This is a genomic window from Mesorhizobium sp. P2_F8, from assembly GCF_056403655.1.
In genome coordinates this window covers 274,433-296,902 of the sequence record NZ_JBFUFB010000001.1, presented here as the reverse complement: position 1 = coordinate 296,902, position 22,470 = coordinate 274,433, and the positions used below count along the sequence as shown (strand labels likewise).

20 protein-coding genes are annotated in these 22,470 nt (G+C 62.8%); 14 read left to right on the top strand and 6 right to left on the bottom strand.

Annotated features, from left to right (window positions below; genetic code table 11):
- Positions 1–27 precede the first annotated feature (27 nt).
- A complete protein-coding gene (locus AC1DZP_RS01380) occupies positions 28–1,266 on the bottom strand; it encodes an extracellular solute-binding protein (protein ID WP_095089244.1) in 1,239 nt (412 codons plus the stop codon).
- Between the two features lie 208 nt (positions 1,267–1,474).
- Here AC1DZP_RS01380 and AC1DZP_RS01375 point away from each other — a divergent pair, with 208 nt between their 5' ends.
- Both AC1DZP_RS01375 and AC1DZP_RS01370 read left to right on the top strand, forming a co-directional pair.
- Complete coding sequence (locus tag AC1DZP_RS01375; protein WP_477299891.1) at positions 1,475–2,689, top strand: ROK family protein; 1,215 nt, start codon at positions 1,475–1,477, stop codon at positions 2,687–2,689.
- A gap of 128 nt (positions 2,690–2,817) precedes the next feature.
- Complete coding sequence (locus AC1DZP_RS01370; protein WP_477299890.1) at positions 2,818–4,419, top strand: inorganic phosphate transporter; 1,602 nt, start codon at positions 2,818–2,820, stop codon at positions 4,417–4,419.
- 155 nt (positions 4,420–4,574) lie between these two features.
- On the opposite strand, the gene AC1DZP_RS01365 is transcribed toward AC1DZP_RS01370, so the two are convergent.
- Both AC1DZP_RS01365 and AC1DZP_RS01360 read right to left on the bottom strand, forming a co-directional pair.
- Positions 4,575–5,735, bottom strand: a complete 1,161-nt coding sequence (locus AC1DZP_RS01365) for a DUF3734 domain-containing protein (RefSeq protein WP_477299889.1) — start codon at positions 5,733–5,735, stop codon at positions 4,575–4,577.
- On the bottom strand, positions 5,728–6,516 hold the full coding sequence (locus tag AC1DZP_RS01360; protein WP_457154597.1) for an acetoacetate decarboxylase: 789 nt from the start codon (positions 6,514–6,516) through the stop codon (positions 5,728–5,730). The genes AC1DZP_RS01365 and AC1DZP_RS01360 overlap by 8 nt, the downstream gene beginning before the upstream one ends.
- A gap of 246 nt (positions 6,517–6,762) precedes the next feature.
- Here AC1DZP_RS01360 and AC1DZP_RS01355 point away from each other — a divergent pair, with 246 nt between their 5' ends.
- The 10 genes from AC1DZP_RS01355 to AC1DZP_RS01310 all read left to right on the top strand — a co-directional run bounded on the left by AC1DZP_RS01355 (position 6,763) and on the right by AC1DZP_RS01310 (position 18,856).
- A complete protein-coding gene (locus tag AC1DZP_RS01355) occupies positions 6,763–7,551 on the top strand; it encodes a 3-hydroxybutyrate dehydrogenase (RefSeq protein ID WP_477299888.1) in 789 nt (262 codons plus the stop codon).
- Between the two features lie 85 nt (positions 7,552–7,636).
- Complete coding sequence (locus AC1DZP_RS01350; protein ID WP_477299887.1) at positions 7,637–8,362, top strand: phosphodiesterase; 726 nt, start codon at positions 7,637–7,639, stop codon at positions 8,360–8,362.
- 314 nt (positions 8,363–8,676) lie between these two features.
- Positions 8,677–10,005 carry an NAD(P)H-dependent oxidoreductase gene (locus AC1DZP_RS01345; protein ID WP_477299886.1) on the top strand — a complete coding sequence of 443 codons (1,329 nt, stop codon included), beginning with the start codon at positions 8,677–8,679 and terminating at the stop codon, positions 10,003–10,005.
- Between the two features lie 2 nt (positions 10,006–10,007).
- The gene (locus tag AC1DZP_RS01340) at positions 10,008–11,036 is read left to right on the top strand and encodes a thiamine pyrophosphate-dependent dehydrogenase E1 component subunit alpha (RefSeq protein WP_477299885.1); all 1,029 of its coding nucleotides are present in this window, start codon (positions 10,008–10,010) and stop codon (positions 11,034–11,036) included.
- Positions 11,036–12,034, top strand: a complete 999-nt coding sequence (locus AC1DZP_RS01335; RefSeq protein ID WP_477299884.1) for an alpha-ketoacid dehydrogenase subunit beta — start codon at positions 11,036–11,038, stop codon at positions 12,032–12,034. The genes AC1DZP_RS01340 and AC1DZP_RS01335 overlap by 1 nt, the downstream gene beginning before the upstream one ends.
- A gap of 3 nt (positions 12,035–12,037) precedes the next feature.
- Positions 12,038–13,396 carry a pyruvate dehydrogenase complex dihydrolipoamide acetyltransferase gene (locus AC1DZP_RS01330; protein WP_477299883.1) on the top strand — a complete coding sequence of 453 codons (1,359 nt, stop codon included), beginning with the start codon at positions 12,038–12,040 and terminating at the stop codon, positions 13,394–13,396.
- Between the two features lie 251 nt (positions 13,397–13,647).
- Positions 13,648–14,634 (top strand): ABC transporter substrate-binding protein, encoded by a 987-nt coding sequence (locus AC1DZP_RS01325; protein ID WP_477299882.1) that lies wholly within the window; start codon positions 13,648–13,650, stop codon positions 14,632–14,634.
- A 72-nt stretch (positions 14,635–14,706) separates the two neighbouring features.
- Entirely contained in the window at positions 14,707–16,410 is a 1,704-nt protein-coding gene (locus AC1DZP_RS01320; RefSeq protein ID WP_477299881.1) for an ABC transporter permease, read from the top strand.
- Positions 16,398–17,477: an ABC transporter ATP-binding protein gene (locus AC1DZP_RS01315; protein ID WP_477299880.1), complete on the top strand. Its 1,080-nt coding sequence runs from the start codon at positions 16,398–16,400 to the stop codon at positions 17,475–17,477. The genes AC1DZP_RS01320 and AC1DZP_RS01315 overlap by 13 nt, the downstream gene beginning before the upstream one ends.
- 161 nt (positions 17,478–17,638) lie before the next feature.
- Positions 17,639–18,856, top strand: a complete 1,218-nt coding sequence (locus AC1DZP_RS01310) for a DUF930 domain-containing protein (RefSeq protein WP_477299879.1) — start codon at positions 17,639–17,641, stop codon at positions 18,854–18,856.
- Here the strand turns inward: AC1DZP_RS01310 and AC1DZP_RS01305 are convergent.
- Positions 18,853–19,074 carry a hypothetical protein gene (locus tag AC1DZP_RS01305; RefSeq protein ID WP_477299878.1) on the bottom strand — a complete coding sequence of 74 codons (222 nt, stop codon included), beginning with the start codon at positions 19,072–19,074 and terminating at the stop codon, positions 18,853–18,855. The two genes, AC1DZP_RS01310 and AC1DZP_RS01305, sit on opposite strands and share 4 nt — an antisense overlap.
- Before the next feature lie 126 nt (positions 19,075–19,200).
- Between AC1DZP_RS01305 and AC1DZP_RS01300 the strand changes: the two genes are divergently transcribed.
- Positions 19,201–20,361 carry a DUF930 domain-containing protein gene (locus AC1DZP_RS01300; RefSeq protein WP_477299877.1) on the top strand — a complete coding sequence of 387 codons (1,161 nt, stop codon included), beginning with the start codon at positions 19,201–19,203 and terminating at the stop codon, positions 20,359–20,361.
- A 4-nt stretch (positions 20,362–20,365) separates the two neighbouring features.
- On the opposite strand, the gene AC1DZP_RS01295 is transcribed toward AC1DZP_RS01300, so the two are convergent.
- Both AC1DZP_RS01295 and AC1DZP_RS01290 read right to left on the bottom strand, forming a co-directional pair.
- Positions 20,366–21,040: an HAD family hydrolase gene (locus tag AC1DZP_RS01295; protein WP_477299876.1), complete on the bottom strand. Its 675-nt coding sequence runs from the start codon at positions 21,038–21,040 to the stop codon at positions 20,366–20,368.
- A gap of 111 nt (positions 21,041–21,151) precedes the next feature.
- Positions 21,152–21,793: a hypothetical protein gene (locus AC1DZP_RS01290; RefSeq protein ID WP_477299875.1), complete on the bottom strand. Its 642-nt coding sequence runs from the start codon at positions 21,791–21,793 to the stop codon at positions 21,152–21,154.
- 192 nt (positions 21,794–21,985) lie between these two features.
- Between AC1DZP_RS01290 and AC1DZP_RS01285 the strand changes: the two genes are divergently transcribed.
- Positions 21,986–22,423 (top strand): transcriptional regulator GutM, encoded by a 438-nt coding sequence (locus AC1DZP_RS01285; RefSeq protein ID WP_477299874.1) that lies wholly within the window; start codon positions 21,986–21,988, stop codon positions 22,421–22,423.
- The last annotated feature ends 47 nt before the right edge of the window (positions 22,424–22,470 follow it).

Sequence of the window (22,470 nt, the reverse complement as noted above, 5' to 3'; positions counted from 1 at the left end):
GCCGCCCATGTTGAACGACAACAGTGCTCAGAGGCCGCTGTTTTGCGCGGCGGTCTTCAAGGCGTCTTCCGGTGAAGACTGGCCGAGAAGCGATTCCTGGATCGCCTGCTGCAGGGCGGTCGACAGCTCCTGGTATTTCGGCGTGGTCGGGCGCGGATACATCGCAGCCAGGCCGAGCTTGGCGGCGGCGATCAGCTCTTCCTGGCCCTTGGTCACCGCCGGGTCGTCATAGGACGACGCCCATATCGGCAGCGAGAGCTTCGCATACTGGTTTTGCGTCGCCTGCGAGGTCATGAATTCAATGTATTTCCAGGCTTCGTCCGGATGCTTGGAGACCGCTGTGACGCCAAGGCCCATCGAGCCGTTGACGGCCGACACCTCGCTGGTGCCACTGACACCTGGCGCCGGCACAACGCCGACTTTGCCCGCGACCTTGCTGTCCTTCGGATCGTTGGCCATGTTGTACATGTAGGTCCAGTTCAGCGCGAAGGCGGCGTCACCGTTTTCGAAGACCTTGCGCACGTCCTCTTCCAGGAATTCCTTGGAATTGGGATTGGTGAGGCCCGACTTGTAGCTGTCGACCATGTATTTCAGCGCCGCGACGCCGGGGCCATTCTGGAAGTCCGGCTTGCCGTCCTTGAGGAAGTCGCCGCCATAGGCACTGACCAGCGTGGCGTAGTCGCAGATCGCGGCCTCGGCCTGCGACCAGCTCCAGGCGATCGGTGTCTTCAGCAGGCCCTTGTCCTTGATGATCTTGGCCTGTTCGCCGAGTTCTTCCCAGGTCTTCGGCGGCGCCTTGATGCCGGCCTTCTCCAGGATATCCTTGTTGTAGAACAGGTATTTGGTGTCGAGGATCCACGGCATGCCGTAGTACTTGCCTTCATACAGGACCGTGGTCCAGGCGCCGGGCAGCACGCCCTTCTTCATGTCGCCGGTGATCTTCGACGACTCATCGACCAGCACCTTGTTGGTGGCGTATTCGGCCGGCCAGATGACGTCGAACAGCACGACGTCGTAGCCACCGCCCGAGCCCTGCGCGAGCACGGTCTTGTCGTGCAGGCCCTCATAGGGGACGAATTCGAGATTGACCTTGATGTCGGGATTGGCCTTCGTGAAGGCGTCCGTCATGGCGCGTACGTCAGCCTCGCTGTAGGCGGCCTGCGCCATGAAAAGCGCATTGATGGACGTTTCGGCGAAAGCATGGGGAACGAGCAATCCTCCGACAAAGACTGCGCCCAAGAGTGTCTTACCGATCGATTTCAGCATCTTCTTCTCCCATTTCCGATGTTGGCGGGCGGGCGATATATGCGTTGCCTTCCCGGATTGATGTCACGTGACCCAATGGTCCCCGACCGTGGGCGGCGCCCGGCACAAAGCCCTGGCCGTCTTTTTCTGCGGTCGGTTTGCTATTAAGTCAATTCGCTTGACTTAATTAGTCGATCAATATCCTAATGGAGTCAAGAGGGAAACGCCGGTGGACGATTTCAGCCCAATCCGCGCCAAGAGCGGCACCAACCAGGAAGGCACGAGCGCGCACAACCGTCGTGTCATGATCGAGGCGCTGCGCCTCAATGGCGCCCTGTCGCGCGCCGACCTGGCGCGGGCGACGCAACTCACCAAGCAGGCCGTCTCCAACATCATCGAGGATCTCGAAAGCGACGGCCTGGTTGTTGCCCTCGAGGCGGTGCGCAAGGGCAGGGGCCAGCCCTCGACCCCCTACAGGCTGGTTCCCGAGGGCGCCTTCGCCATCGGGCTGCAGATCGATCGCCACCTGACGCGGGCGGTCGCCGTCGATCTGGTCGGCAGCGTGCTGGCGCGAGCCGAGGCCAACCTGCCGTTCGATGAGCCGTCAAAGGGCGTCGAGGTGATCCTTGGCCTGGTCGGCGGCGTCCGGCGTGAGCTGTCCCAGATGTCCGCCCAATCCGAAGAGAGGCTTGTCGGTCTCGGCGTCGCGATGCCTGGTCCTTTCGGGCTGAAGAATTCGGACGATAAATGGATGATGCCGGCCTGGCAGAAATTTCCGCTGCTGGAGACGCTCGCCGAAGGCACAGGCCTGAATGTCAGCTTGCAGAACGACGCCGCCGCCTGCGCGACGGCGGAGCGCATCGTCGGCGCGGCGCACGGCGTCGATCACGCGGTCTGCCTCTACGTCGGTTACGGCATCGGCGCCGGACTGATCCTGAACGGCGAGCTCTACAGCGGCGGCCATGGCAATGCCGGCGAGATCGGCATGGCGCTGCTGTCGCCGGCCGGCCCCGGCTCGACGCCGCTCGAACATCGCGCGTCGCTGGCCTCGCTTTACCAGCATCTCGGCCTCAATCCGGCCGACGACGACATCTACCAACAGATGGACGGCCTGGTCGCGGCCGAGGATCCTAAGATCATTGCCTGGATCGATGGTGCGGCGCATGATCTGCGTTGGAGCGTGCATGTCATCGAAACGATCTTCGATCCGCAGACTGTCATCCTGACCAGCGGAGCGCCGGAAGCGCTGGCCCGCCGGCTGGTCGAGGCGATGCATCCGCTGCTGCCGTCGATCGCCGACCGGCCGGAACGGAATTTGCCGCGCCTGCAGCTCGGCACCACCGATCCCTGGTCGATCGCGCTCGGTGCCGCCGCGGCGCCGATCAGTCGGGCTTTCGATCCGCGGTTTTCGGCGATCCTGAAGACGCGGTCCGGCGGCGCCTGACATCGTCGACCACCAGGCATTTCGCCTGAAATGTCCTCGGAAGTTGTGTTCGATATCGTCACACAGGGTTCATTGTGCGGACATAGCGTTCGTCCCGGTTCTTTGCTGCAATGCAATAGGAGTGGGACATGGTGGACATAGTTTCTAGTGAGGCGGGCATTCCGAGACCGGATCATCCGCTGCACAATTCGGGTAGCGCGAGATGGTTCCTGCTGGCCTTCGGCGTGCTGGTGCTCGTCGGCGTCGTCTATGTCGGCTACGCGCTCAGCCAGGATCTTGCCGAGGCCAAGACCGTGCCGTGGATCCTGCTCGGCATTGCCTTGCTGATCGCGCTGGGCTTCGAGTTCGTCAACGGCTTCCATGATACCGCCAATGCGGTGGCGACGGTCATCTACACACGCTCCATGCCGGCCGAATTCGCGGTCATGTGGTCGGGCGCCTTCAATTTCCTCGGGGTTCTCACCTCCAGCGGTGCGGTCGCTTTCGGCATCCTGTCGCTGCTGCCGGTCGAGCTGATCCTGCAGGTAGGCTCGTCCTCCGGCTTTGCCATGGTGTTCGCACTGCTCGTCGCAGCCATCCTGTGGAACCTCGGCACCTGGTTCCTCGGCCTGCCGGCGTCGAGCTCGCACACGATGGTCGGCTCAATCATCGGCGTCGGCCTCGCCAACCAGTTCATGGCACCTGCCGGCAGTGCCACTAGCGGTGTCGACTGGTCGCAGGCGACCAATGTCGGCATCACCTTGCTGGTGTCGCCGATCATCGGCTTCTTCGCCGCGGCGATCCTGCTCTATGCGATGAAGGTGCTCGTGCGCAATCCGGCCCTCTACGAAGCACCGAAAGGCAACACGCCGCCGCCATGGTGGATCCGCGGGCTGCTGATCTTCACCTGCACCGGCGTCAGCTTCGCGCACGGCTCCAACGATGGACAGAAAGGCATGGGCCTTATCATGCTGATCCTGATCGGTGTCGTGCCGACGGCCTTTGCGCTGAACCGGACGCCCGACATCAACTATCTCGAGGCCTACAAGTCGGCTTCCGTCAGCGTCGAGCAGGCGCTGGGCAAATATGTCAAGCCGGGCGTCACCGTCACCGACGCCAAGGCAGCCGTCCAGGATGCCGTGCGCACCCGGACCTGGAACGACCAGACGACGGTCGCGCTGCAGACCTACATCCACAACACGACAGCGGGCCTGCAGCCCTATGCCACTGTCGACAACGTGCCGACCGATCTGGTCAGCAACGCCCGCAATGACATCTACCTGATCGGCGAGGCACTCAAGCTGATCGACAAGAAGAAGTTGCTGCCGATGGAGGCCGCCGATCTGAAAGCGGTCACCGACTATCACAAGGCCGTCGACAACGCGACGAAGTTCATCCCGATCTGGGTGAAGGTCGCCGTTGCCCTGGCGCTCGGCCTCGGCACCATGGTCGGCTGGAAGCGCATCGTCGTCACGGTCGGCGAGAAGATCGGCAAGAGCCATCTGACCTATGGCCAGGGTGCCGCCGCGGAGCTTGTCGCGATGGTGACCATCGGCATGGCCGACCGGCTCGGACTGCCAGTGTCGACAACGCACGTGCTGTCGTCGGGCGTCGCCGGAACGATGGCCGCTAACGGTTCGGGCCTGCAATGGTCGACGGTGCGCAACCTGCTGCTTGCCTGGGTGCTGACCTTGCCGTGCTCGATCACGCTCGCCTTCGTGCTGTTCATCATCTTCCGCCAGGTGTTCTAGAGCGGACAATCAGATGTTGAAATGAAAACGGCGCCGGTTTCGGCGCCGTTTTTTGTTTGGGGTAGTCTGGCTTATTTCAACGCGGCTGAAGGCCTTGGTCCGCAAAACTGTGAAATTTGGCGTGCGCCTCGTCAGAGGAAGGCGCAGCAATGACCTCAGGTCGGATCCTCGCGGTGCAGATCGTGGATGGCGACGCCCTCGACATTGGTCGGCAGGGTCAGCCACTGGCGATGGCGCAGCGTGCGCTGCGTGTCCTCCAGCCCCATCTCCCAGTGCTCATGCATTGAGGTGCCGGAGAATTCGTAGTCCTTGGCGTGACCCTCATAGCCTTTGTGCTGGTAGATCAGGTGGACGATGTTGACGACGCCTGCCTGCGAATAGTCCTCGATCAGCTCTTTTTCGCCATCCTTCAACAGTTCGGCGGGCACGCGCTTCAGCGCCTCGAGCAGCTTCATCTTCAGCGCATGGATGCGCTGGAAATTGTCGGTGTTCTGGCGCGTGCGGCTGGAATACATGATGTCCTTGTGCCGCGACAGCACGTCGGCCATGCCGCGTGGCAAGGTGCCGCGCGCGCTGAACAGGTCGACCTGGAACACCAGCGAAGAGCGGTCCTCTTCCTGGTCGAGCAGGTATTGCAGCGGCGTGTTGGAGACGATGCCGCCGTCCCAATAGTATTCGCCCTCGATGCGTATCGACGGGAAGGCGGGCGGCAGTGCGCCGCTGGCCATGATGTGCTCCGGTTCGATGCGCACTTTCTCGGTGTCGAAATAGACGAAGTTGCCGGTCCTGACATTGACCGCGCCGACGCTCAGCCGCTTCTTGCCGTCGTTGAGGATATCGAAGTCGATCAGGCTTTCCAGCGTCTCCTTCAATTCGGCCGTGTCATAGAAGCTGGTGGCGCCTTCGGCTCCCGGCTGTTCGAACCAGGGATTGGGATTGCGCGGCTTGAAGAAGCCGGGCTGGCCCATGGTCATCGTCATCCACGAACTGGTGCGGTTGCGGATGTCGCGGTAGATGTCGCCTTCCGGCGTATAGGCCCAGATCTTGCGGCCCGAGATCGTCTGCCAGAATTGTTCGAGCCGCTGCAGGCGGCGGCTTGATTCATTGCCGGCGATGATCGCCGCGTTGATGGCGCCGATCGATACGCCGGAAAGCCAGCTCGGTTCGCAGCCGGCGTCGGCCAGCGCCTGATAGACCCCGGCCTGATAGGCGCCGAGCGCGCCGCCACCCTGAAACACCAGCGCGATGCGGTCATACTGCGCCGAGATTTCCTCGATGGTGGCGGTGGCCTCCTTCTTGCGATTGCGTTCAAGCACGAATTTTCTCCGGCTGGGTTGCGCTGATCTCGGAGGGGTTGCGATCAGCAAGGTAGTCGTAAACCACCTCGCCCAGCCCGAGCGTCAGATCGGCGGTGAAATGAACAGCCGATACGATGTCGAGCACCGGCAACTTCGCCACGTCGGCCATGACATGGGGCCGCAGATCGAGTGCCGCGGGCGCCGTCCATGCCTCCTTCAGCGTGATATCGGTAAGGTAGTAGCGAACCAGCTCGCAGATGCGCGGCGTGCCGTCGACATGCGGGATGATCTTGACCAGGAAGTTGGGAGCAGCCAGCGAAGCAAGCACGGAATCGTGATCGGCCTCCCGGTGCTTGTAACCCATGGTGCCGGTGGCGCACAGAACGCTGCCATAGTGCAGCGTGCCGACCACGACTTCGCCCTCATGCACGATCTTGGGGCTGGCCAGCTTCTTGGGAAATCCCCACAGTTCACGCCCGCCGGCGATCGGCGCGTCGTCGTCGAGATACATCGAATGAACGTAGCCGCCGTGCTGGCCCTTGTAGCGCACCGGGATCACCTGGCCGGTCTCGGTATAGTCGCCGAAGCCGGTTGAATCAGGCATGCGGATGAATTCGTACTTGACCAGCGGCTCATCGATCTCCAGCGGCGCCGGCACGACGGCCTCGAGCGCCTCGCGCGTCGTGCGGTAGGTGATGATGACGTATTCGCGATCGAAGAAACGATACGGCCCCGGAGGGAAGGACGGATTGGTCAGCGGCATCGCATAGGCGCGCTTCACGACATCGGCGATTTCCAAGCTGCACCCCCAAGGTCTTTTACAGGCAAAATTTCGTCAGGAATGACCGCGCGAATGCGCAACCGATTATGTTGCACGGCACCATGACAGTGCCGTGTCACGCCGGCGACAACGGTTTCGAAGGGACAGGAGCCATGCTCCGGCGTTGTCGCAAGGTTGTAATCGCATCGACACATGGCTCTGCCATTGTCATGCTGCGATGCACAATTATATGTCATGTTCCCTCCCACCTCGCGCGAGATCACCATGGGTTCCCTGTCTTCGAAGAATGCCCTCGTCACCGGCTCGACCAGCGGTATCGGCCTGGCAATAGCCCGCGCCTTTGCCGCCGAAGGCGCAAACGTCACCATCAACGGGCTGGGCGATGCCGCGGCAATCGAACGGGAGCGCGCCGGCATCGAGAAGGATTTCGGCGTCAAGTGCCGCTACTCCGATGCCAACATGATGGACGGCGCGGCGGTGAGCGCCATGGTGCATGAGGCCGAGGCCGCGTTCGGCAGCCTCGATGTCCTGGTCAACAATGCCGGCATCCAGCATGTCGCGCCGATCGAGGACTTCCCGGACGACAAATGGGAAGCCATCATCCGCATCAACCTGCTCGCCGCCTTCTATGCGATCAAGGCCGCGCTGCCCGGCATGAAGGCGCGCAAATGGGGCCGCATCATCAACACGGCCTCCGCGCATGCGCTGGTCGCTTCGCCGTTCAAGTCGGCCTATGTGTCGGCCAAGCACGGCATTGCGGGCCTAACCAAGACGGTGGCTCTCGAGACAGCGCTTGACGGCATCACGGTCAATGCGATCGCGCCAGGCTATGTCTGGACGCCGCTGGTCGAAAAGCAGATTCCCGACACGATGAAAGCGCGCGGCATGACTGAGGAACAGGTCAAGCACGACGTGCTGCTGGCGGCACAGCCGACAAAGGAGTTCGTCACCGTCGACGAACTTGCGGCATTGACGCTGTTCCTGTGCTCGGATTCTGCCAAGCAGATCACCGGCACGACCTTGCCCATGGACGGCGGCTGGACCGCACAGTGAGGATGGTCAACGCGTTTCGTTTGCTGGCTGGTGCCGCCAGGATTCAACAGGAAAGCCGCCAGCAGGAAGCATCCCGGTCAGGTCCATGAAAGTCATCCAGATATCCGATCCGCATCTGATGACGCCGGGCGGTCTTCTGTACGGCTCCAATCCGCTCTCCAAGTTGCAAGCCTGCCTTGCCGACATCGGCGCCAACCATGCCGACGCTGATCTGGTGGTCATTTCCGGCGACCTGACCACTGACGGCGAGCGCCCCGCCTATGCCGCGCTGAGTGAGAGCCTGACAAAGTTCGGTCCGCCCTGCCGGCTGATGCTCGGCAACCATGACGACCGGGCGGTGTTTCTCGAGATGTTTCCGCAAGCCACCGCCGAGCGCGGCTTCGTCCAAAGCGTCGTCGACAGCAGCGAAGGCCGCCTGATCCTGCTCGATACGCTGGATAGCGGCCATGTCGAAGGCAAACTGTGCGCAGCGCGTCTCGACTGGCTCGATGAGCAACTGCAAGAGGCCCGCGATCGGCCGGTCTTCCTGTTCATGCACCATCCGCCGTTCCGGATCCACATCCCCAAGCTCGACCGTGTCATGCTCGCCGACGCCGATGCCTTGCATGAGGTTCTGCTACGCCACGGCAATGTCCGCCACATCTTCGCCGGACACGTCCACCGGCTGATCGCCGGCAGCTGGCGTGGCATTCCAATCAGCACGTTGCGCAGCACCAATCATCAGACCGCGCTGGATTTCTCGCAGGGCTGGAGCCTCGGCCACGAGCCGCCAGCCTATGCCGTGATCCTGATCGATGCGGATGGGGGGTGATCGTGCATTTCCACGATTTCCCGGTGCCGCCGGCTCTATAGCCTGAACCGTCGAGAGGCGTGGCGCAGCGATCGCCACGACCGGTGGACAAGCTACCCAGAATCCGTGTGCCGGGAGGCACGCAGCAGTGCCAGTGTGTTGTCTGCGCAACCCGCTGCGCGGCCCCCGCTTTGGTGGGCTGTTTTGGGTCACGCGGAGCCTCCACAATGGGGCGTCAAAAAGCGACTAACGTGCACATTAGTCTTGACAGAAATACATATGTTCAATACCGGTCAGGCAATTGAATAGCCTGCATTATGGGAGGAACGAGCGGTATGGCTTCCAATGTTTCGTTGACGGGCCTTGCCCGCGATCTCGAGGAACGCGCCAGGTCGGGCAAGCCCATCCGCATCGGCCTGATCGGCTCCGGCGAGATGGGAACTGATATCGTCACCCGCGTCGCTCATATGTCCGGCATCGAGATCGGCGCCATTTCCGAACTGAACCTGCCCGCCGCCAGCAAGGCGGTGGATATTGCCTTCCAGCAAACCGGCCATGCGCGCGAAGTGTCGAACGCTTCGGCGATGACGGCGGCGATGGAGGCCGGCAAGGTCGCGGTCACCAACGATGCCAGCCTGGTCATCGACAATGACCTGATCGATGTCGTCATCGACGCCACCGGCGTTCCTGCGGTCGGCGCCGAGATCGGCCTGCGCGCCATGGAGCATGGCAAGCATCTGGTGATGATGAATGTCGAGGCCGACGTCACCATCGGCGCCTATCTGAAAAGCGAGGCCGACAGGCTTGGCGTCACCTATTCGCTGGGTGCCGGCGACGAGCCGTCGTCCTGCATGGAGCTGATCGAATTCGTCTCGGCGATGGGCCATCCGATCGTCGCCGCCGGCAAGGGCAAGAACAATCCGCTCAACATCGACGCTACGCCTCCCGACTATGAGGAGGAGGCCGAGCGCCGGCATATGAATGTGCGCATGCTGGTCGAATTCGTCGATGGCTCCAAAACCATGGTCGAGATGGCGGCGATCGCCAATGCCACGGGGCTGGTTCCCGACAAGCCCGGCATGCACGGCCCGGCGGCGACGCTTGGCGAGCTGTCCAAGGTCCTGGTGCCGCAAAAGGACGGCGGCGTGCTGTCGAAGGTCGGCGTCGTCGACTACTCGATCGGCAAGGGTGTCGCGCCCGGCGTCTTCGTCGTCGCCGACATGTCGCACCCGCGCATTTCGGAGCGCATGGAAGATCTGAAGATGGGCAAGGGCCCTTATTTCACCTTCCACCGCCCCTATCATTTGACCTCGCTCGAAGTGCCGCTGACCTGCGCCCGCGTCGTGCTCTACGGCAAGGCGGATATGGTGCCGTTGGCCAAGCCGACGGCCGAAGTCTGCGCGGTGGCCAAGAAGGATATGAAGCCGGGTGAGAAGCTCGATGCGATCGGCGAATATTGCTATCGCGCCTGGATCATGACGGCGCCAGAGGCGCGCGCCGCCAAGGCCATTCCCTGCGGCCTGTTGCAAGGCGGCTCGGTGACCCAGCCGATCAAGAAGGGCGAGCTCATCACCTATGCGAATGCCGCTCCCGCGCCGGGCTCCAAGATCGCCGAATTGCGTGCCCGCCAGGACAAGCTCGTCTACGGGTCCGTGGGAGCCTGATCATGGCCGGAGCCAGCAAAGCCGTCGCCGACAGTCGCGCCAACCTGCCCTTCGTCTATCGACAGTACAGCGCCGAGCAGCTCAGAAATGTGCTCTACAAGATGTACCTCATCCGGCGCTTCGAAGAGGGTGCGGAGGAGTGCTACACGCGCGGCCTCATCCACGGCACCATGCATTTGTCGATCGGCCAGGAAGCCAGCGCCATGGGCATCTGCATGCCGCTTGCCGAGGATGACCAGATCACCTCGACGCATCGCGGCCACGGCCACTGCATCGCCAAGGGCGCCGAGGTCAAGCGCATGTTCGCCGAGTTCTTCGGCAAGACCACCGGCTACTGCAAGGGCCGTGGCGGCTCGATGCACATCGCCGATGTCGGCAAGGGCAATCTCGGCGCCAATGGCATCGTCGGCGGCGGCATTCCGATCGCCGTTGGGGCAGCACTATCCGCCAAGATGATGAAGACCGGAAAGGTCGTGGTGTCGTTCTTCGGTGATGGCGCCAACAATGAAGGCGCCTTCCACGAGGCGTTGAACATGGCCTCGGTCTGGAAGCTGCCGGTGATCTTCGTCTGCGAGAACAACGGCTACGGCATGTCGACTTCGACGGCGCGCTCGACCGCCGTCAAGAACATCGCCGAGCGCGCTGCCGCCTATTCGATGCCGGGTGTCATCGTTAACGGCAACATTTTTTCGGAGGTCGCCGAGGCGTCGTACAAGGCTGTCGAGCGTGCACGCGCCGGCGAGGGGCCGACGCTGATCGAATCCAAGACCTATCGCCATCGTGGCCATTCCAAGAGCGACCGCAACCGCTATCGTAGCAAGGAGGAGATCGAGGACTGGATGTCGAACCGCGATCCGATCACCCTGTTCGAAAGCGAGTTGCGCGAATTCGGCTTCATCGACGACAAGGGCATCGAGGCCATTCGCGGCGCGGTGGCACAGGAGATCGCCGACGGCATCGAGTTCGCCAAGGCCAGCCCGTCGCCGGATGTCCGCCACACCGGCAATTATGTCTATACGGAGCAGGCGTGATGGACGCGATGGTGCGTGAACTGAGCTACGCCCAGGCGATCCAGGAAGCCATGGCGATCGCCATGGACATGGACGAACGCGTCTTCCTGATGGGCGAGGATATTGGCGTCTATGGCGGTGCCTTCCAGGTGACCGGCGATCTGGTCGATCGGTTCGGCACCGACCGGGTGATCGACACGCCGATTTCGGAACTGGGTGGCGCGGGCGTGGCGGTCGGCGCCGCCCTCACCGGCATGCGGCCGATCTTCGAGTTCCAGTTTTCCGATTTCGCCACGCTTGCCATGGAGCAGATCGTCAACCAGGCTGCCAAGATGCGCTTCATGCTCGGCGGCGAGGTTTCGGTTCCGGTGGTGATGCGCTTTCCCGCCGGCTCCGGCACCGGTGCCGCGGCCCAACACAGCCAGAGCCTAGAGGCCTGGCTCGGCCATGTGCCGGGCCTCAAGGTCATCCAGCCGGCGACACCATACGATGCCAAGGGCATGCTGCTGGCCGCAGTCGCCGATCCCGATCCGGTGATGATCTTCGAGCACAAGCTGCTCTACAAGATGAAGGGCCCGGTGCCCGAAGGCTACTACACGGTGCCTATCGGCAAGGCCGACATCCGTCGCGAGGGCCGCGACCTGACCATCGTCGCCACCTCGATCATGGTGCACAAGGCGCTCGACGCCGCGGCGGCGCTGGAAGCCGAAGGCATCGACATCGAAGTCATCGATCTCCGGACCATCCGGCCGATGGACAAGCAGACCGTCATCGACAGCGTCAAGAAGACATCGCGGTTGATGTGCGTCTACGAAGCGGTCAAGACGCTGGGCATCGGCGCCGAGGTCAGCGCGATGATCGCCGAGAGCGAGGCGTTCGATTACCTCGATGCGCCGGTCGTGCGGCTGGGCGGGGCGGAGACGCCGATCCCCTACAATCCGGCGCTGGAAAAGGCTGTCGTGCCGCAAGTTCCCGACATCATTGCGGCTGCGCGTGACCTCGTAAGAGGGGTTCGCTGATCGATGCCGACCGAAGTCATTCTTCCCAAGGTCGACATGGACATGGCGACCGGACAGATCTCGCGCTGGTTCGCCGAGGAAGGCGCCAGCGTCAAGAAGGGCGATGTGCTGTTCGAGATCGAGACCGACAAGGCCGCGATGGAGATCGATGCGCCGGCCAGCGGCACCTTGCGCGATGTCACCGGCAAGGAGGGGATCGACATTCCTGTCGGCGTGGCTGTCGCCTGGATCTATGCCGATGGCGAAGCCTATGGCGACAAGGCGCCGATCTCCCTCCTTATGGGGGAGATGTCGACGAAGTCGACAGAGGGGGGCAATGTCGCGCCTGCGGCTCAACCTGTCGCGCCCTCCTCTGCTCTGCCGGGCATCTCCCCCTCAAGGGGGGAGATTGGCCAATCGCCATCGGTTGCGCGCGCAACACCCTTGGCTCGTCGTCTTGCCCGCGAGGCGGGTCTTGCACTCTCGACCATTGCAGGCACCGGCCCGCATGGCCGCGTGGTGAAAGCCGACGTCGATGCGGCGATTGCCGGTGGCGGCGCCAAGCCTGCCGCCAAGGCAGCGCCCGCAGGCGCTCCGGCGGCGCCGGCTGCTGCCGCCGCGCCGGTGAAGGCGATGTCGGACGAGCAGGTGCTGAAACTGTTCGAGCAAGGCTCCTACGAACTCGTCCCGCACGACAATATGCGCAAGACCATCGCGCGCCGCCTGGTCGAGGCCAAGACCACAATCCCGCATTTCTACCTGACGCTCGACTGCGAACTCGATGCGCTCTTGGCATTGCGCACGCAGATCAATGCGGCAGCCCCAGTCAAGAAGACCGAAAAGGGCGACGTGCCGGCCTACAAGCTGTCGGTCAACGACATGGTGATCAAGGCAATGGCGCTGGCGCTGAAGGCGGTGCCGGATGCCAATGCGTCGTGGACCGAAAGCGTCATGGTCAAGCACAAGCATGCCGATGTCGGCGTTGCGGTGTCGATCCCCGGTGGCCTGATCACGCCGATCATCCGCAAGGCGGACGAAAAGACGCTGTCCACCATCTCCAACGAGATGAAGGACCTGGCCAGCCGCGCCCGCAGCCGCAAGCTGAAGCCGGAAGAGTATCAGGGTGGCACCACGGCGGTATCGAACCTCGGCATGTTCGGCATCAAGGACTTTGCCGCCGTCATCAACCCGCCGCATGCGACGATCCTGGCGGTCGGCGCCGGCGAGGAGCGGGCGGTGGTCAAGAACGGCGAGATCAAGATAGCCACCGTGATGTCGGTGACGCTGTCGACCGACCATCGCGCCGTTGATGGTGCGCTGGGGGCCGAATTGCTGGTTGCCTTCAAACGCCTGATCGAGAACCCGATGGGCATGCTGGTCTAGGGGCCGGCCGACTCACCAAAGCCCTCGGGTGCCCCGAAGGATCGCCGGCCCAGGGGCGGCCATGAGGCTCGTGGAACACTGGTTCCGCGGGCCGGTGTCGTTGTGCCGTGAGAGCATTCCGCGCGAAGCCGTTGCCTGATCGGGCCGGGCATGCGCGCTGTCATCCACCAGTCATATGCGCCGTGCAGGGAGGGGAGACGGGAACCGGTCAAGGCGCAGGACCGCTCATGCACAGACAGACAGGAGGTCTCATGAAGACGCTATTCATCAAGCTGCTGGCCAGCCAGCTTGCACTCGCGGCAACTTTGTTTGCCGGCGTGGCCGGTGCTGAAACGCTGACGCTCTACACATCCCAACCGGAAGCCGATGCGGCCAAGACCGTGGATGCCTTCAAGAAGGCGCAGCCCGGTATCGACGTGACCGTCTATCGTTCGGGAACAAGTGACATCCTGACCAAGATGGCAGCCGAATTCGCCGCTGGCAGCCCGCAGCCCGACGTGCTTTTGATCGCCGACGCGGTCAGCATGGAGCTGTTGAAGAAGGACGACCGGCTGCTGCCCTATCCCGAGGCAAAGCTGGACGGCATCGAAGCGGATGCCTATGACGCCGGCAAGACCTATTTCGGCAGCAAGCTGATCACCACCGGCATCGTCTACAACACCGCGGCGGCTGAAAAGCCTGCGCATTGGGCCGATCTCGCCAAGCCGGCCTATGCCGACGGCCTGGTCATGCCGAGCCCGCTCTATTCGGGTGCGGCCGCCTATCTGCTCTCCGCCTTCGTCGGCGACACCAATTATGGCTGGGATTTCTTCCAGAAGCTGAAGACCAACAACACCGTCAGCGTACGCGGCAATGGCGCCGTGCTGAAGTCGGTGGCGAGCGGCGAGAAGCCCTATGGCATCCTGGTCGACTTCATGGCGATGAACGCCAAGAAGAGGGGTTCGCCGGTCGAATTCGTGTTCCCTAGCGAAGGCGTGCCGGCGGTGACCGAACCGGTCGCCATCATGAAGACGGCCAAGAATGTTGACGGCGCCAAGAAGTTCGTCGACTTTATTCTTTCCGACGAAGGCCAGAAGCTAGCGCTGTCGATGGGTTATCTGCCGGCGCGCGCCTCGGTCGGCCGCCCCGAATGGATGCCGGAAGGCGTCAAGGTCAAGGTGATGCCGTTCGACACCAAGGCGATCGTCGCCACCACCGACGCCGACAAGGCGAAGTTCTCGGAACTGTTCGGCGGCTGAGCCCGACAATCGCGGCGGGATGCCGTTGAAAGCGACATCCCGGACCGCTGACAGATCCCAGGAAACGCAATCATGTCGACACGGATCAGGGAAAGCCGGGGCCAGGAAATGGCCCTGACGGCGATGGTGGCCGTCGTCATCGCCCTGCTTTCCTTGCTGCCGATGCTGCGCCTCATCAAGGAGATCGTGGCACCAGGCGGCACCTTGTCCGGCATGGCGATAGAAGCCGGATTGAGAAGTCCGGCGACCTGGATTGCGACCTGGCACACGCTGATCGTCGGCATCGGCGGCACCTTGCTTGCGGTGCTGTCGGGAACGCTGGTGGCTCTCCTCATCACGCTGACCGACATACGCGGCCGCAGTGCGCTGGTGCTCTGCTACGTCATGCCATTGATGATCGCACCGCAGGTGACCGCGCTCGCCTGGCTGCAACTGTTCGGTCCGGCAAGTCCGTTCCTCAAGCTGTTCGGTGCGGCACCGCCGCTCGGCACCAGAAATCCGCTCTATTCCACCTCGGGCATCATCCTGCTGCTCGGCGTGCAATACGGCCCGCTGGTCTTCCTGCTGGTGCGCGCCGGCCTGCGCAAGCTGCCGCGCGAACTGATCGAGGCGGCGCGCGCCGGGGGCGCCGGCTGGTTCACCGTGCTGGTCACCGTCGTGCTGCCTTTGATGACGCCGTCGATCATGGCGGCCGCGGCACTTGCCTTCGTGTCCTGTGTCGGCAATTTCGGCATCCCTGCCTTTCTCGGCATTCCCGCCAATTATCTCGTGCTGCCGACGCTGATCTATCAGCGGCTGGCCGGCGGCGGCCCTGCGGTGCTCGGCGAAACCGCGTTCCTGTCAGTGTTGATCGGCATCATCGCCATGGCTGGCATTCTCGCGCAGGAGGTCGTGAGCCGCCGCCGCGATTATCGCATCAGCTCGACGTCGCTGCCGGCCGAGCCCTACGAACTCGGCCGCTGGCGGCCTGCCGTCCAGGCCGGCATGTGGCTGCTGATCGTGGCGGTGCTGTTCCTGCCATTGTTCGGGCTGCTGCTGACGTCGCTTGTGCCGGGCTACGGCATTGCACTCACCGCAAAGACGGCAACGCTCGACAATTATCGCTTCGTGCTGTTCGAGCATGAAGCGGCCAGCCGCGCCTTCTTCAACAGCTTCTGGCTGTCGATCGCGGCGGCCTTCTTCGCGGTCCTCGTCGCCGTGCCGATCGGCTACCTCATTGCCTGGGGCAAGCAGCGCTGGGTGCGGCTGATCAACCTGTCGGTCGAGCTGCCCTATGCCTTGCCCGGCGTGGTGTTGGCAATCGCCTCGCTGCTCCTGTTCCTGCGGCCGATCCCGCTCACCGGTATCCAGCTCTACAACACCGTCTGGATCATCCTCTATGCCTACCTCGCCCGCTTCCTGGTGCTGGCGCTGCGGCCGACCATCAGCGGCTTTCACCAGATCGACCGGGCGCTGGAAGAAGCGGCCCAGGTGGCCGGTGCCGGGCTGTTCCTGCGCATGCGCACGATCATTTTTCCGCTGGTGGCGCCGGCGGCAATCGCCGGCGGCCTGCTGATCTTCATGACGGCGCTCAGCGAGCTCACTGTTTCGGTGCTGCTGTGGTCGTCGGACTCGGAGACGATCGGCGTGGTGATGTTTTCCTTCGAGCAGGGCGGCGATTCCAACTACGCGGCGGCGATGTCCGTCATCACCGTGGCGGTCACCTTCGTGCTGATGCTGGCGACCAATCTGCTTGCCCCACACCTTCCAAGCGGAGTGCTGCCATGGCGCGATTGACCCTGGACCATGTGACCAAGAGTTTTGCCGACTTCGACGCGGTCAAGGATGTATCGATCGATGTCGGCGACGGCGAGTTCCTGGCCGTGCTCGGCCCCTCCGGCTGCGGCAAGACGACGTTGCTGCGCCTCGTCGCCGGGTTCGAGAAGGTGACGTCAGGCGAGATCCGCATCGCCAATGAGGTCATGTCGGGCAAGGGCGGCAGCGTCGCGCCGGAAAAGCGGCGCGTCGGCATCGTCTTCCAGAACTATGCGCTGTGGCCGCACATGACGGTCGCCGAGAACATCGGCTATTCGCTCAAGGTGGCAAAGCTCGACAAGGCGGCTGCGCGCCAGAAGGTCGAGGACGCGCTTGCTTTGGTCAATCTGCAGGGGCTGGGCGACCGCAGGCCGGCCAATCTCTCCGGTGGCCAGCGTCAGCGGGTGGCGCTGGCGCGCTGCCTTGTCGCCGCGCCGTCGCTGGTGCTGTTCGACGAGCCGCTCGCCAATCTGGATGTGCATCTGAGAGCCTCGATGGAGGATGAGTTCGCCGCCTTTCACAAGCGCACGGGCACCACCATCGTCTACATCACCCATGACCAGGCCGAAGCGATGGCGCTGGCCGACCGCATCGCGGTGATGGATCATGGACGCCTGGTGCAGTTGGCGACGCCGCGCCGACTGTATCATGAGCCGGCAAATGAAATGGTGGCATCCTTCATTTCGCAAGGTATCTTGCTTCCCGCCGATGTGCTCAGCTCAGAGCAGGCCAGGCACTGCAAGGTCAGGGTTCTCGGCACCGAGCTGGTCGTTCGCTGCCGGACCGGCGAGCGGCCGCGCGCCGGCGCAAAGATCTGCTGCCGGGCAGCCGATCTCGAGGTGGTGCCGGACGGTCCCGGCTTCGATGGCCTCGTCAAGCGGGTGATCTACCAAGGTGGCTCGGCGCGCATCGAATTTGCGCCTTCCGCCAACCCCGACCTCACCTTGCATTTCGAACAGCCCGATCCGGTGATGCTGGAGCGCGGCGCGCAGGCGCGTCTGCGGATACGATCCGGATGGCTCATCCCGGCGACGGGGGCGGCATCATGATGATGCTCGACCTGCTCGGCGGCTTGGGGGCAAAGGCCGCACCCGTCTCGCCGTCAGCTGCTGCGCGTGGACATCGAAATCACCAACCTGTCAGCGGCTAAATTGCGCCAATACAGTGCCTGTGCTTGAAGCCGCCGCTATTTCATTCCACATCGGGCGCAATGAACGGCAAGATACGAGAGTGGTTTCGAAATTGGCGATGGGCCTTGGCCGCATCGCTGATCCTGCATGCCTTGATCGCAGCGTTCTTGTTCTTTGGCGTGCCGAGATCCGAGCAGCAGCCGGATCAGCAAGAACAGCCCGTCAATGTCGCGATTGTGCCGCCGCCCGAGAAGCCTAAACCGAAACCTGCTCCAAAGCCACCGGAGCCGACACCTGAAAAGAAGGCTGAAAAGCCGCCTGAACAAAAGCCGCCTCCGGAGCCCCCGAAAACGCCAGACGAGCATGTTCTGAAGCGCGTTTTCCAGTACGGCCAGAAAGATACGGGACCGGAGAAATCGCTCGACGGAAGCAGCGCTAAACCCAACACGCCATCACCGGCCAAGGATGAGGCGGCGAAGCCGCCTATAACACCGACACCCGCGCTGACACAGCCCGCCCCGGCTGCAACGCCACAGCAGAAGGCAGAGCCCAGCAAGCCTGACGAGAAGCCGGCCACCGTTGCGCCGGATGAAAAGCCCGCGCAAGGCGAGGAAACGCGGGAGGCCGCCGCGCCGGACGCCAAACCCGCGCAAAACGAGGAGAAGCAGGCGACCGAGGACGCTGACAGACAGCAGCCGGACAAACAGGAGCTCGCACAGCAACCCGCCGAAAAGCAAGCGGTTGTGACGCCAAAGCCATTGGCGGCTGAGACTGGTGGTAAGCCAGCGCCTCCCGCCTCGACTGGAAAGGCAAAGCCCAAACCCGCCAAGACGTTGACGTTCAAACCCGCAAGAGCCTTCAAAGCGCCGATCGGGAATGCTGGAAGGTCAAATCCCACCAACAACGATGTTGCAGGATCGCCAATCTATTCCGGCCTTCCGGGCGTCAGAAAGCTTTACTCGCAGGGGGCAACCGGCAGTGCCTTCGCTACAAGCTCCATGGAGAATGTGCCGCGCGGTCAGCGCGTGGCCACCCTTTGCGGCAATGTTCTGAGCCAGGAACTGCAAAGTGCCGACTATTCGGTCAAATGGGTGCCAACCATCACGCTGGACAAAGGCAATGTTCTCAACCCTACTCAAGCGGCCTTCAGCACCAGAAGCACTTGGTACAATCTAAACTTCCGATGTGAAGTCGATGCCGATGCGACGAGGGTCCTATCCTTCAACTTCCGTGTGGGGTCATTAGTCCCGCCCGGCGAATGGGCCAGCCGTGGATTCGCCAAGTATCCGCTAAATTAGACCGGCACGCCAAGCTCGGACAATTGCCGGCTAATTTCTTGCCAGTCCGCGCAGACGAAATCGGCACCAGCCGCCGTCAGCCGGGCGGCAACCGCGCCCTGGATGCCGAAGGACGAATCCTCGATGACGATGCAGTCGGCCGGATCGCCACCCATCCTGGCGGCGGCGAACTGGCTGATCTCCGGTCTTGATGGATCGGATCGTGGGTAGCCGCTCAATGAGCTGCCCCAGCGCCTTGGCCGGGCTGCGCTGGTAGTGGTGATCCACAAGCTGTCAGCGGCTAAACGGCGCCAATACAGTGGCAGTGCTTGAAGCCGCCGCTTTTTCATTCCACATCGGAAGGAATGAAGGACGAGACACGAGACCGGCGCCGGAGTTTGTTGTGGGCCTTGCCCGCATCGCTGATCCTGCACGCGCTCGTCGCAGCGCTCGTGGTCTACAACGTGCCTAGGCCTCCCCAACAGCCGCAGGAGGAGCAGGCGGTCAATGTCGCGCTCGTGCCTCCGCCCGAGCAACCAAAACCGAAACCTGCTCCGGTGCCGCCTCCGAAGCCACCGGAACCGAAGGTTGAAAAACCGCCGGAACCGAAAGCAGAAAAACCACCTGCGCCGGAAAAGCCCTCGAAGATCGAAGTCCTGAAGCCTGTTTTCCAGTTTGGCGACAAGGACACCGGCCCCAGGAAATCCCTGGATGGGACCAGCGCTCAAGACACCTCGCCGTCGCCGGCCAAGGAGGACGATTCGAAGCCGCCTGTCGTGCCGAAGCCTGCAGAGAACCAATCTGCCGCGCCGGCGGTCGCCGAGGGGCGGCCAGATTCAACCAAAGTCGGCGAGAAGCCGATGGACGCTGCGAAGGACGCCGAGCCCGAACAGGAGAAACAGGCAGCTCCAACCCAGGATATGGATAAACAGCAGGCGGACAAGGAAGAGGCGGGAGCGAACGAACCCGACAAGCAGACAGAAGCGGCGACACCGCCTTTGGCTGCCGACGACGGTGAGATCGAGCTTCCCACGTCAACCGAAGCGCCGAAGCCCAAACCCGCAAATGCGCCGAAGCCCGGCCCTGCGAAGGTCTCCAGGTCCCGAAGCGAGAGCGCCGGGAGGCCAAATTCCACGGATACCGCCGCTAGTGCTTCGCGGGCTTATTCGGGCCTTCCGGGGGTTCACAGGCTCTACTCGCAGGGCGCTACCGGCGATGCGCTGGCTACGAGCGCGATGGGTGGGGTGCCTCGCGAGAAGCGTATTGCCCGACTTTGCGCCAGCGCGTTGCAGCAGCAACTGGTGGATGCCTCTTATTTCCCCGACCTGATCCCAAGTATTCCGCTGAAGGTGGGCAATGTCCTCGACGCCCCGGATGTCGCTTTCCGCGCAACGACGAAATGGTACCATCTAGGCTTCCGGTGCCAGGTCGACACCGATGCGACGAGGGTCTTGTCCTTCACCTTCAACGTCGGACCGGCGATCCCGCCCAGCGAATGGGTCCGCCTTGGACTGCCTGTTCGCTGATAGATTAGGCCGGCACACCGAGCCCGGCCAGTTGCCGGCTAACTTCTCGCCAATCGCTGCAGATGAAATCGGCACCTGCCGCTGTCAGTCGCGCGCCGTGCTCCGCATAGGTATGGCCGCCACCGGTGTAGCCGATAGCCGTCATGCCTGCGGCGACCGCGCCCTCTATCCCGAAGGGCGAATCCTCGATGACGATGCAGTCTGCCGGCTCAGCGCTCATCTTGTCGGCGGCGAACAGGAAGATATCAGGCGCGGGCTTGCCGCGTTTGACCATCGAGGAACTGTAGATCGCATCGCCGAAAAACCGCGCCAGTTCGGTCACAGTCAGGCTGTGGTTTATGCGCTCGACGGAGGATGACGAGGCGACACAGCGGTCGCCCGAAAGCGCCTCCAGAAACGCGGTGATGCCGGGGGTCGGCTTCAACTCCTGCGAAAACAGGATCTTGGTCTCGGCCCAGATGTCGCCGTCCGCAGCCGCCGGAAACTGGTGACCGGTCAAATCCCTGATCTTGGCGATGATGTCGGACTGCTTCATACCGATGCATTGGGCGATGATACCGCCGTGAACCCCAGGCATGCCATGCTTGTCATAGACGCGTTCATAAGCGCGGGCGGCCAGAGGCTCGCTGTCGACAAGAACGCCGTCGCAATCGAAAATGATAGGCCTTGATCGCGCCACGCGCTTTTCTCCCGAGTCGATTTCGCACATCGCTATCGGCAAAAAGTCAGATGTTCAATAGTGCGCTTGCTTTGCCAGCCGCATGCCTGGAGGCTCGAAACCGAGGGGCAATCAAAGCCGGCGGATGGCATCGCTGGCACGCGCGGATCCGAGTGCCCGTTGCATGGCCTGCCGGGACTGCGCGCGATCGGGCGTGATCCAGTTCGGTTCGGCGCCGAGAAAGCGGTCTAGGAAAGCCACTGCGTAGGCTGGCATCTCGGTCACGTTCTCGCGATAGGACCACCATGTGCGCAGGTCGTCGGCGCATTTGTCGATGCTTGGCGCATTGCCGAATTCCTGCTCGTGGATCGCCGAGATCACCGAGACGCAGTAGTTGGTGTAGAGGAACCCTTCCGGCCAGAAACGGATGATTTCCAGCGTGCCGGCATTCGAATCCGTTTCAATCAACTGGCTGAGGCCGGAGATTTCCCGTGCCGGCGCCTGCCTGATCAGTTCGCGCAAAACGAGGCCGGCGGCAAAGACGATGAAGTCGGCGCGGTCGACCGCGGCGAAGCCTTTCTGCGCCTCCATGACCTCGACCCAGTCGAGAAAGGCCCTGGTGAGCTTCGCTTCATCGATTTCAAAGCGCACGCCGAACGTGTCCGACACCACCTTGGCGCTGCCGCGGAAGGTGGCGCGGAACCAGCGCAACTGCCGCAGCCGGTGGCGAAGGTCGGGCATCAGCGCCAATTCGTCCCTGAAGGGCAGATCCATGTTTCTCGTATCCTGTTCCCGGCCAGGCTAGCACAACGGCGCCGCCGCCGAAATCGGTGACGGCCTGTGGATGACCGAGGTCACGCCCAATATCATACATATTGACATTCTCGGAAACAAATGTTCTCACTTTGCTGTTGTCACGCGTCGGTCCAAGGTGCGGTTCAACACAGGCTTCGGGAGGAGAACCGAATGGCGATTTGGCAGTGGGGACTGCTTCTGCTGGTTATTGTCTGGGCGCTGCAGTCGCTCGGCGTCTGGCTGCAAATGCGGCACTATTCGGATGTCTTCAGGGGCGTCACCGACCAGTACAAGGATGGCTTCGTCGGAGCCGGCAATTTCCGCGGTCGATTGGCCAAGGGCACCATCGCGCTGGTCGTGGTGACGCCTGACCTGGTCGTGCGCCGCCTGATGGTGATGAGCGGCCGTTCCGTGTTCACCAAGTTCAAGAGACATGAAGAATTCGAGGGCGTTTCCCTCGATCGAGTCCGGTCCAACCCTGCAATCATGGGGGAGGGGGAACCCGGTGTGGCCGAGGCCGTGAAGCGGGCGATCGAACAGATCGACAAGACACGGTCGGAGCCGGGGAAGAAGCCGGGCCTGTCCGGTTTGAACGTAGCAAGGGCTTAGAGAGAGGACGCCGCGCACCGACTGGGATCAACCGGCGGGCGGCATAA

What these genes read in the sequence shown, in the direction of transcription:
- AC1DZP_RS01335 (WP_477299884.1), top strand. Translation starts at nt 11,036, where the DNA reads ATGGACGCGATGGTGCGTGAACTGAGCTACGCCCAGGCGATCCAGGAA.
- AC1DZP_RS01310 (WP_477299879.1), top strand. Translation starts at nt 17,639, where the DNA reads ATGAACGGCAAGATACGAGAGTGGTTTCGAAATTGGCGATGGGCCTTG.
- AC1DZP_RS01340 (WP_477299885.1), top strand. Translation starts at nt 10,008, where the DNA reads ATGGCCGGAGCCAGCAAAGCCGTCGCCGACAGTCGCGCCAACCTGCCC.
- AC1DZP_RS01330 (WP_477299883.1), top strand. Translation starts at nt 12,038, where the DNA reads ATGCCGACCGAAGTCATTCTTCCCAAGGTCGACATGGACATGGCGACC.
- AC1DZP_RS01300 (WP_477299877.1), top strand. Translation starts at nt 19,201, where the DNA reads ATGAAGGACGAGACACGAGACCGGCGCCGGAGTTTGTTGTGGGCCTTG.
- AC1DZP_RS01320 (WP_477299881.1), top strand. Translation starts at nt 14,707, where the DNA reads ATGTCGACACGGATCAGGGAAAGCCGGGGCCAGGAAATGGCCCTGACG.
- AC1DZP_RS01285 (WP_477299874.1), top strand. Translation starts at nt 21,986, where the DNA reads ATGGCGATTTGGCAGTGGGGACTGCTTCTGCTGGTTATTGTCTGGGCG.
- AC1DZP_RS01345 (WP_477299886.1), top strand. Translation starts at nt 8,677, where the DNA reads ATGGCTTCCAATGTTTCGTTGACGGGCCTTGCCCGCGATCTCGAGGAA.
- AC1DZP_RS01350 (WP_477299887.1), top strand. Translation starts at nt 7,637, where the DNA reads ATGAAAGTCATCCAGATATCCGATCCGCATCTGATGACGCCGGGCGGT.
- AC1DZP_RS01290 (WP_477299875.1), bottom strand. Translation starts at nt 21,793, where the DNA reads ATGGATCTGCCCTTCAGGGACGAATTGGCGCTGATGCCCGACCTTCGC.
- AC1DZP_RS01370 (WP_477299890.1), top strand. Translation starts at nt 2,818, where the DNA reads ATGGTGGACATAGTTTCTAGTGAGGCGGGCATTCCGAGACCGGATCAT.
- AC1DZP_RS01380 (WP_095089244.1), bottom strand. Translation starts at nt 1,266, where the DNA reads ATGCTGAAATCGATCGGTAAGACACTCTTGGGCGCAGTCTTTGTCGGA.
- AC1DZP_RS01325 (WP_477299882.1), top strand. Translation starts at nt 13,648, where the DNA reads ATGAAGACGCTATTCATCAAGCTGCTGGCCAGCCAGCTTGCACTCGCG.
- AC1DZP_RS01355 (WP_477299888.1), top strand. Translation starts at nt 6,763, where the DNA reads ATGGGTTCCCTGTCTTCGAAGAATGCCCTCGTCACCGGCTCGACCAGC.
- AC1DZP_RS01315 (WP_477299880.1), top strand. Translation starts at nt 16,398, where the DNA reads ATGGCGCGATTGACCCTGGACCATGTGACCAAGAGTTTTGCCGACTTC.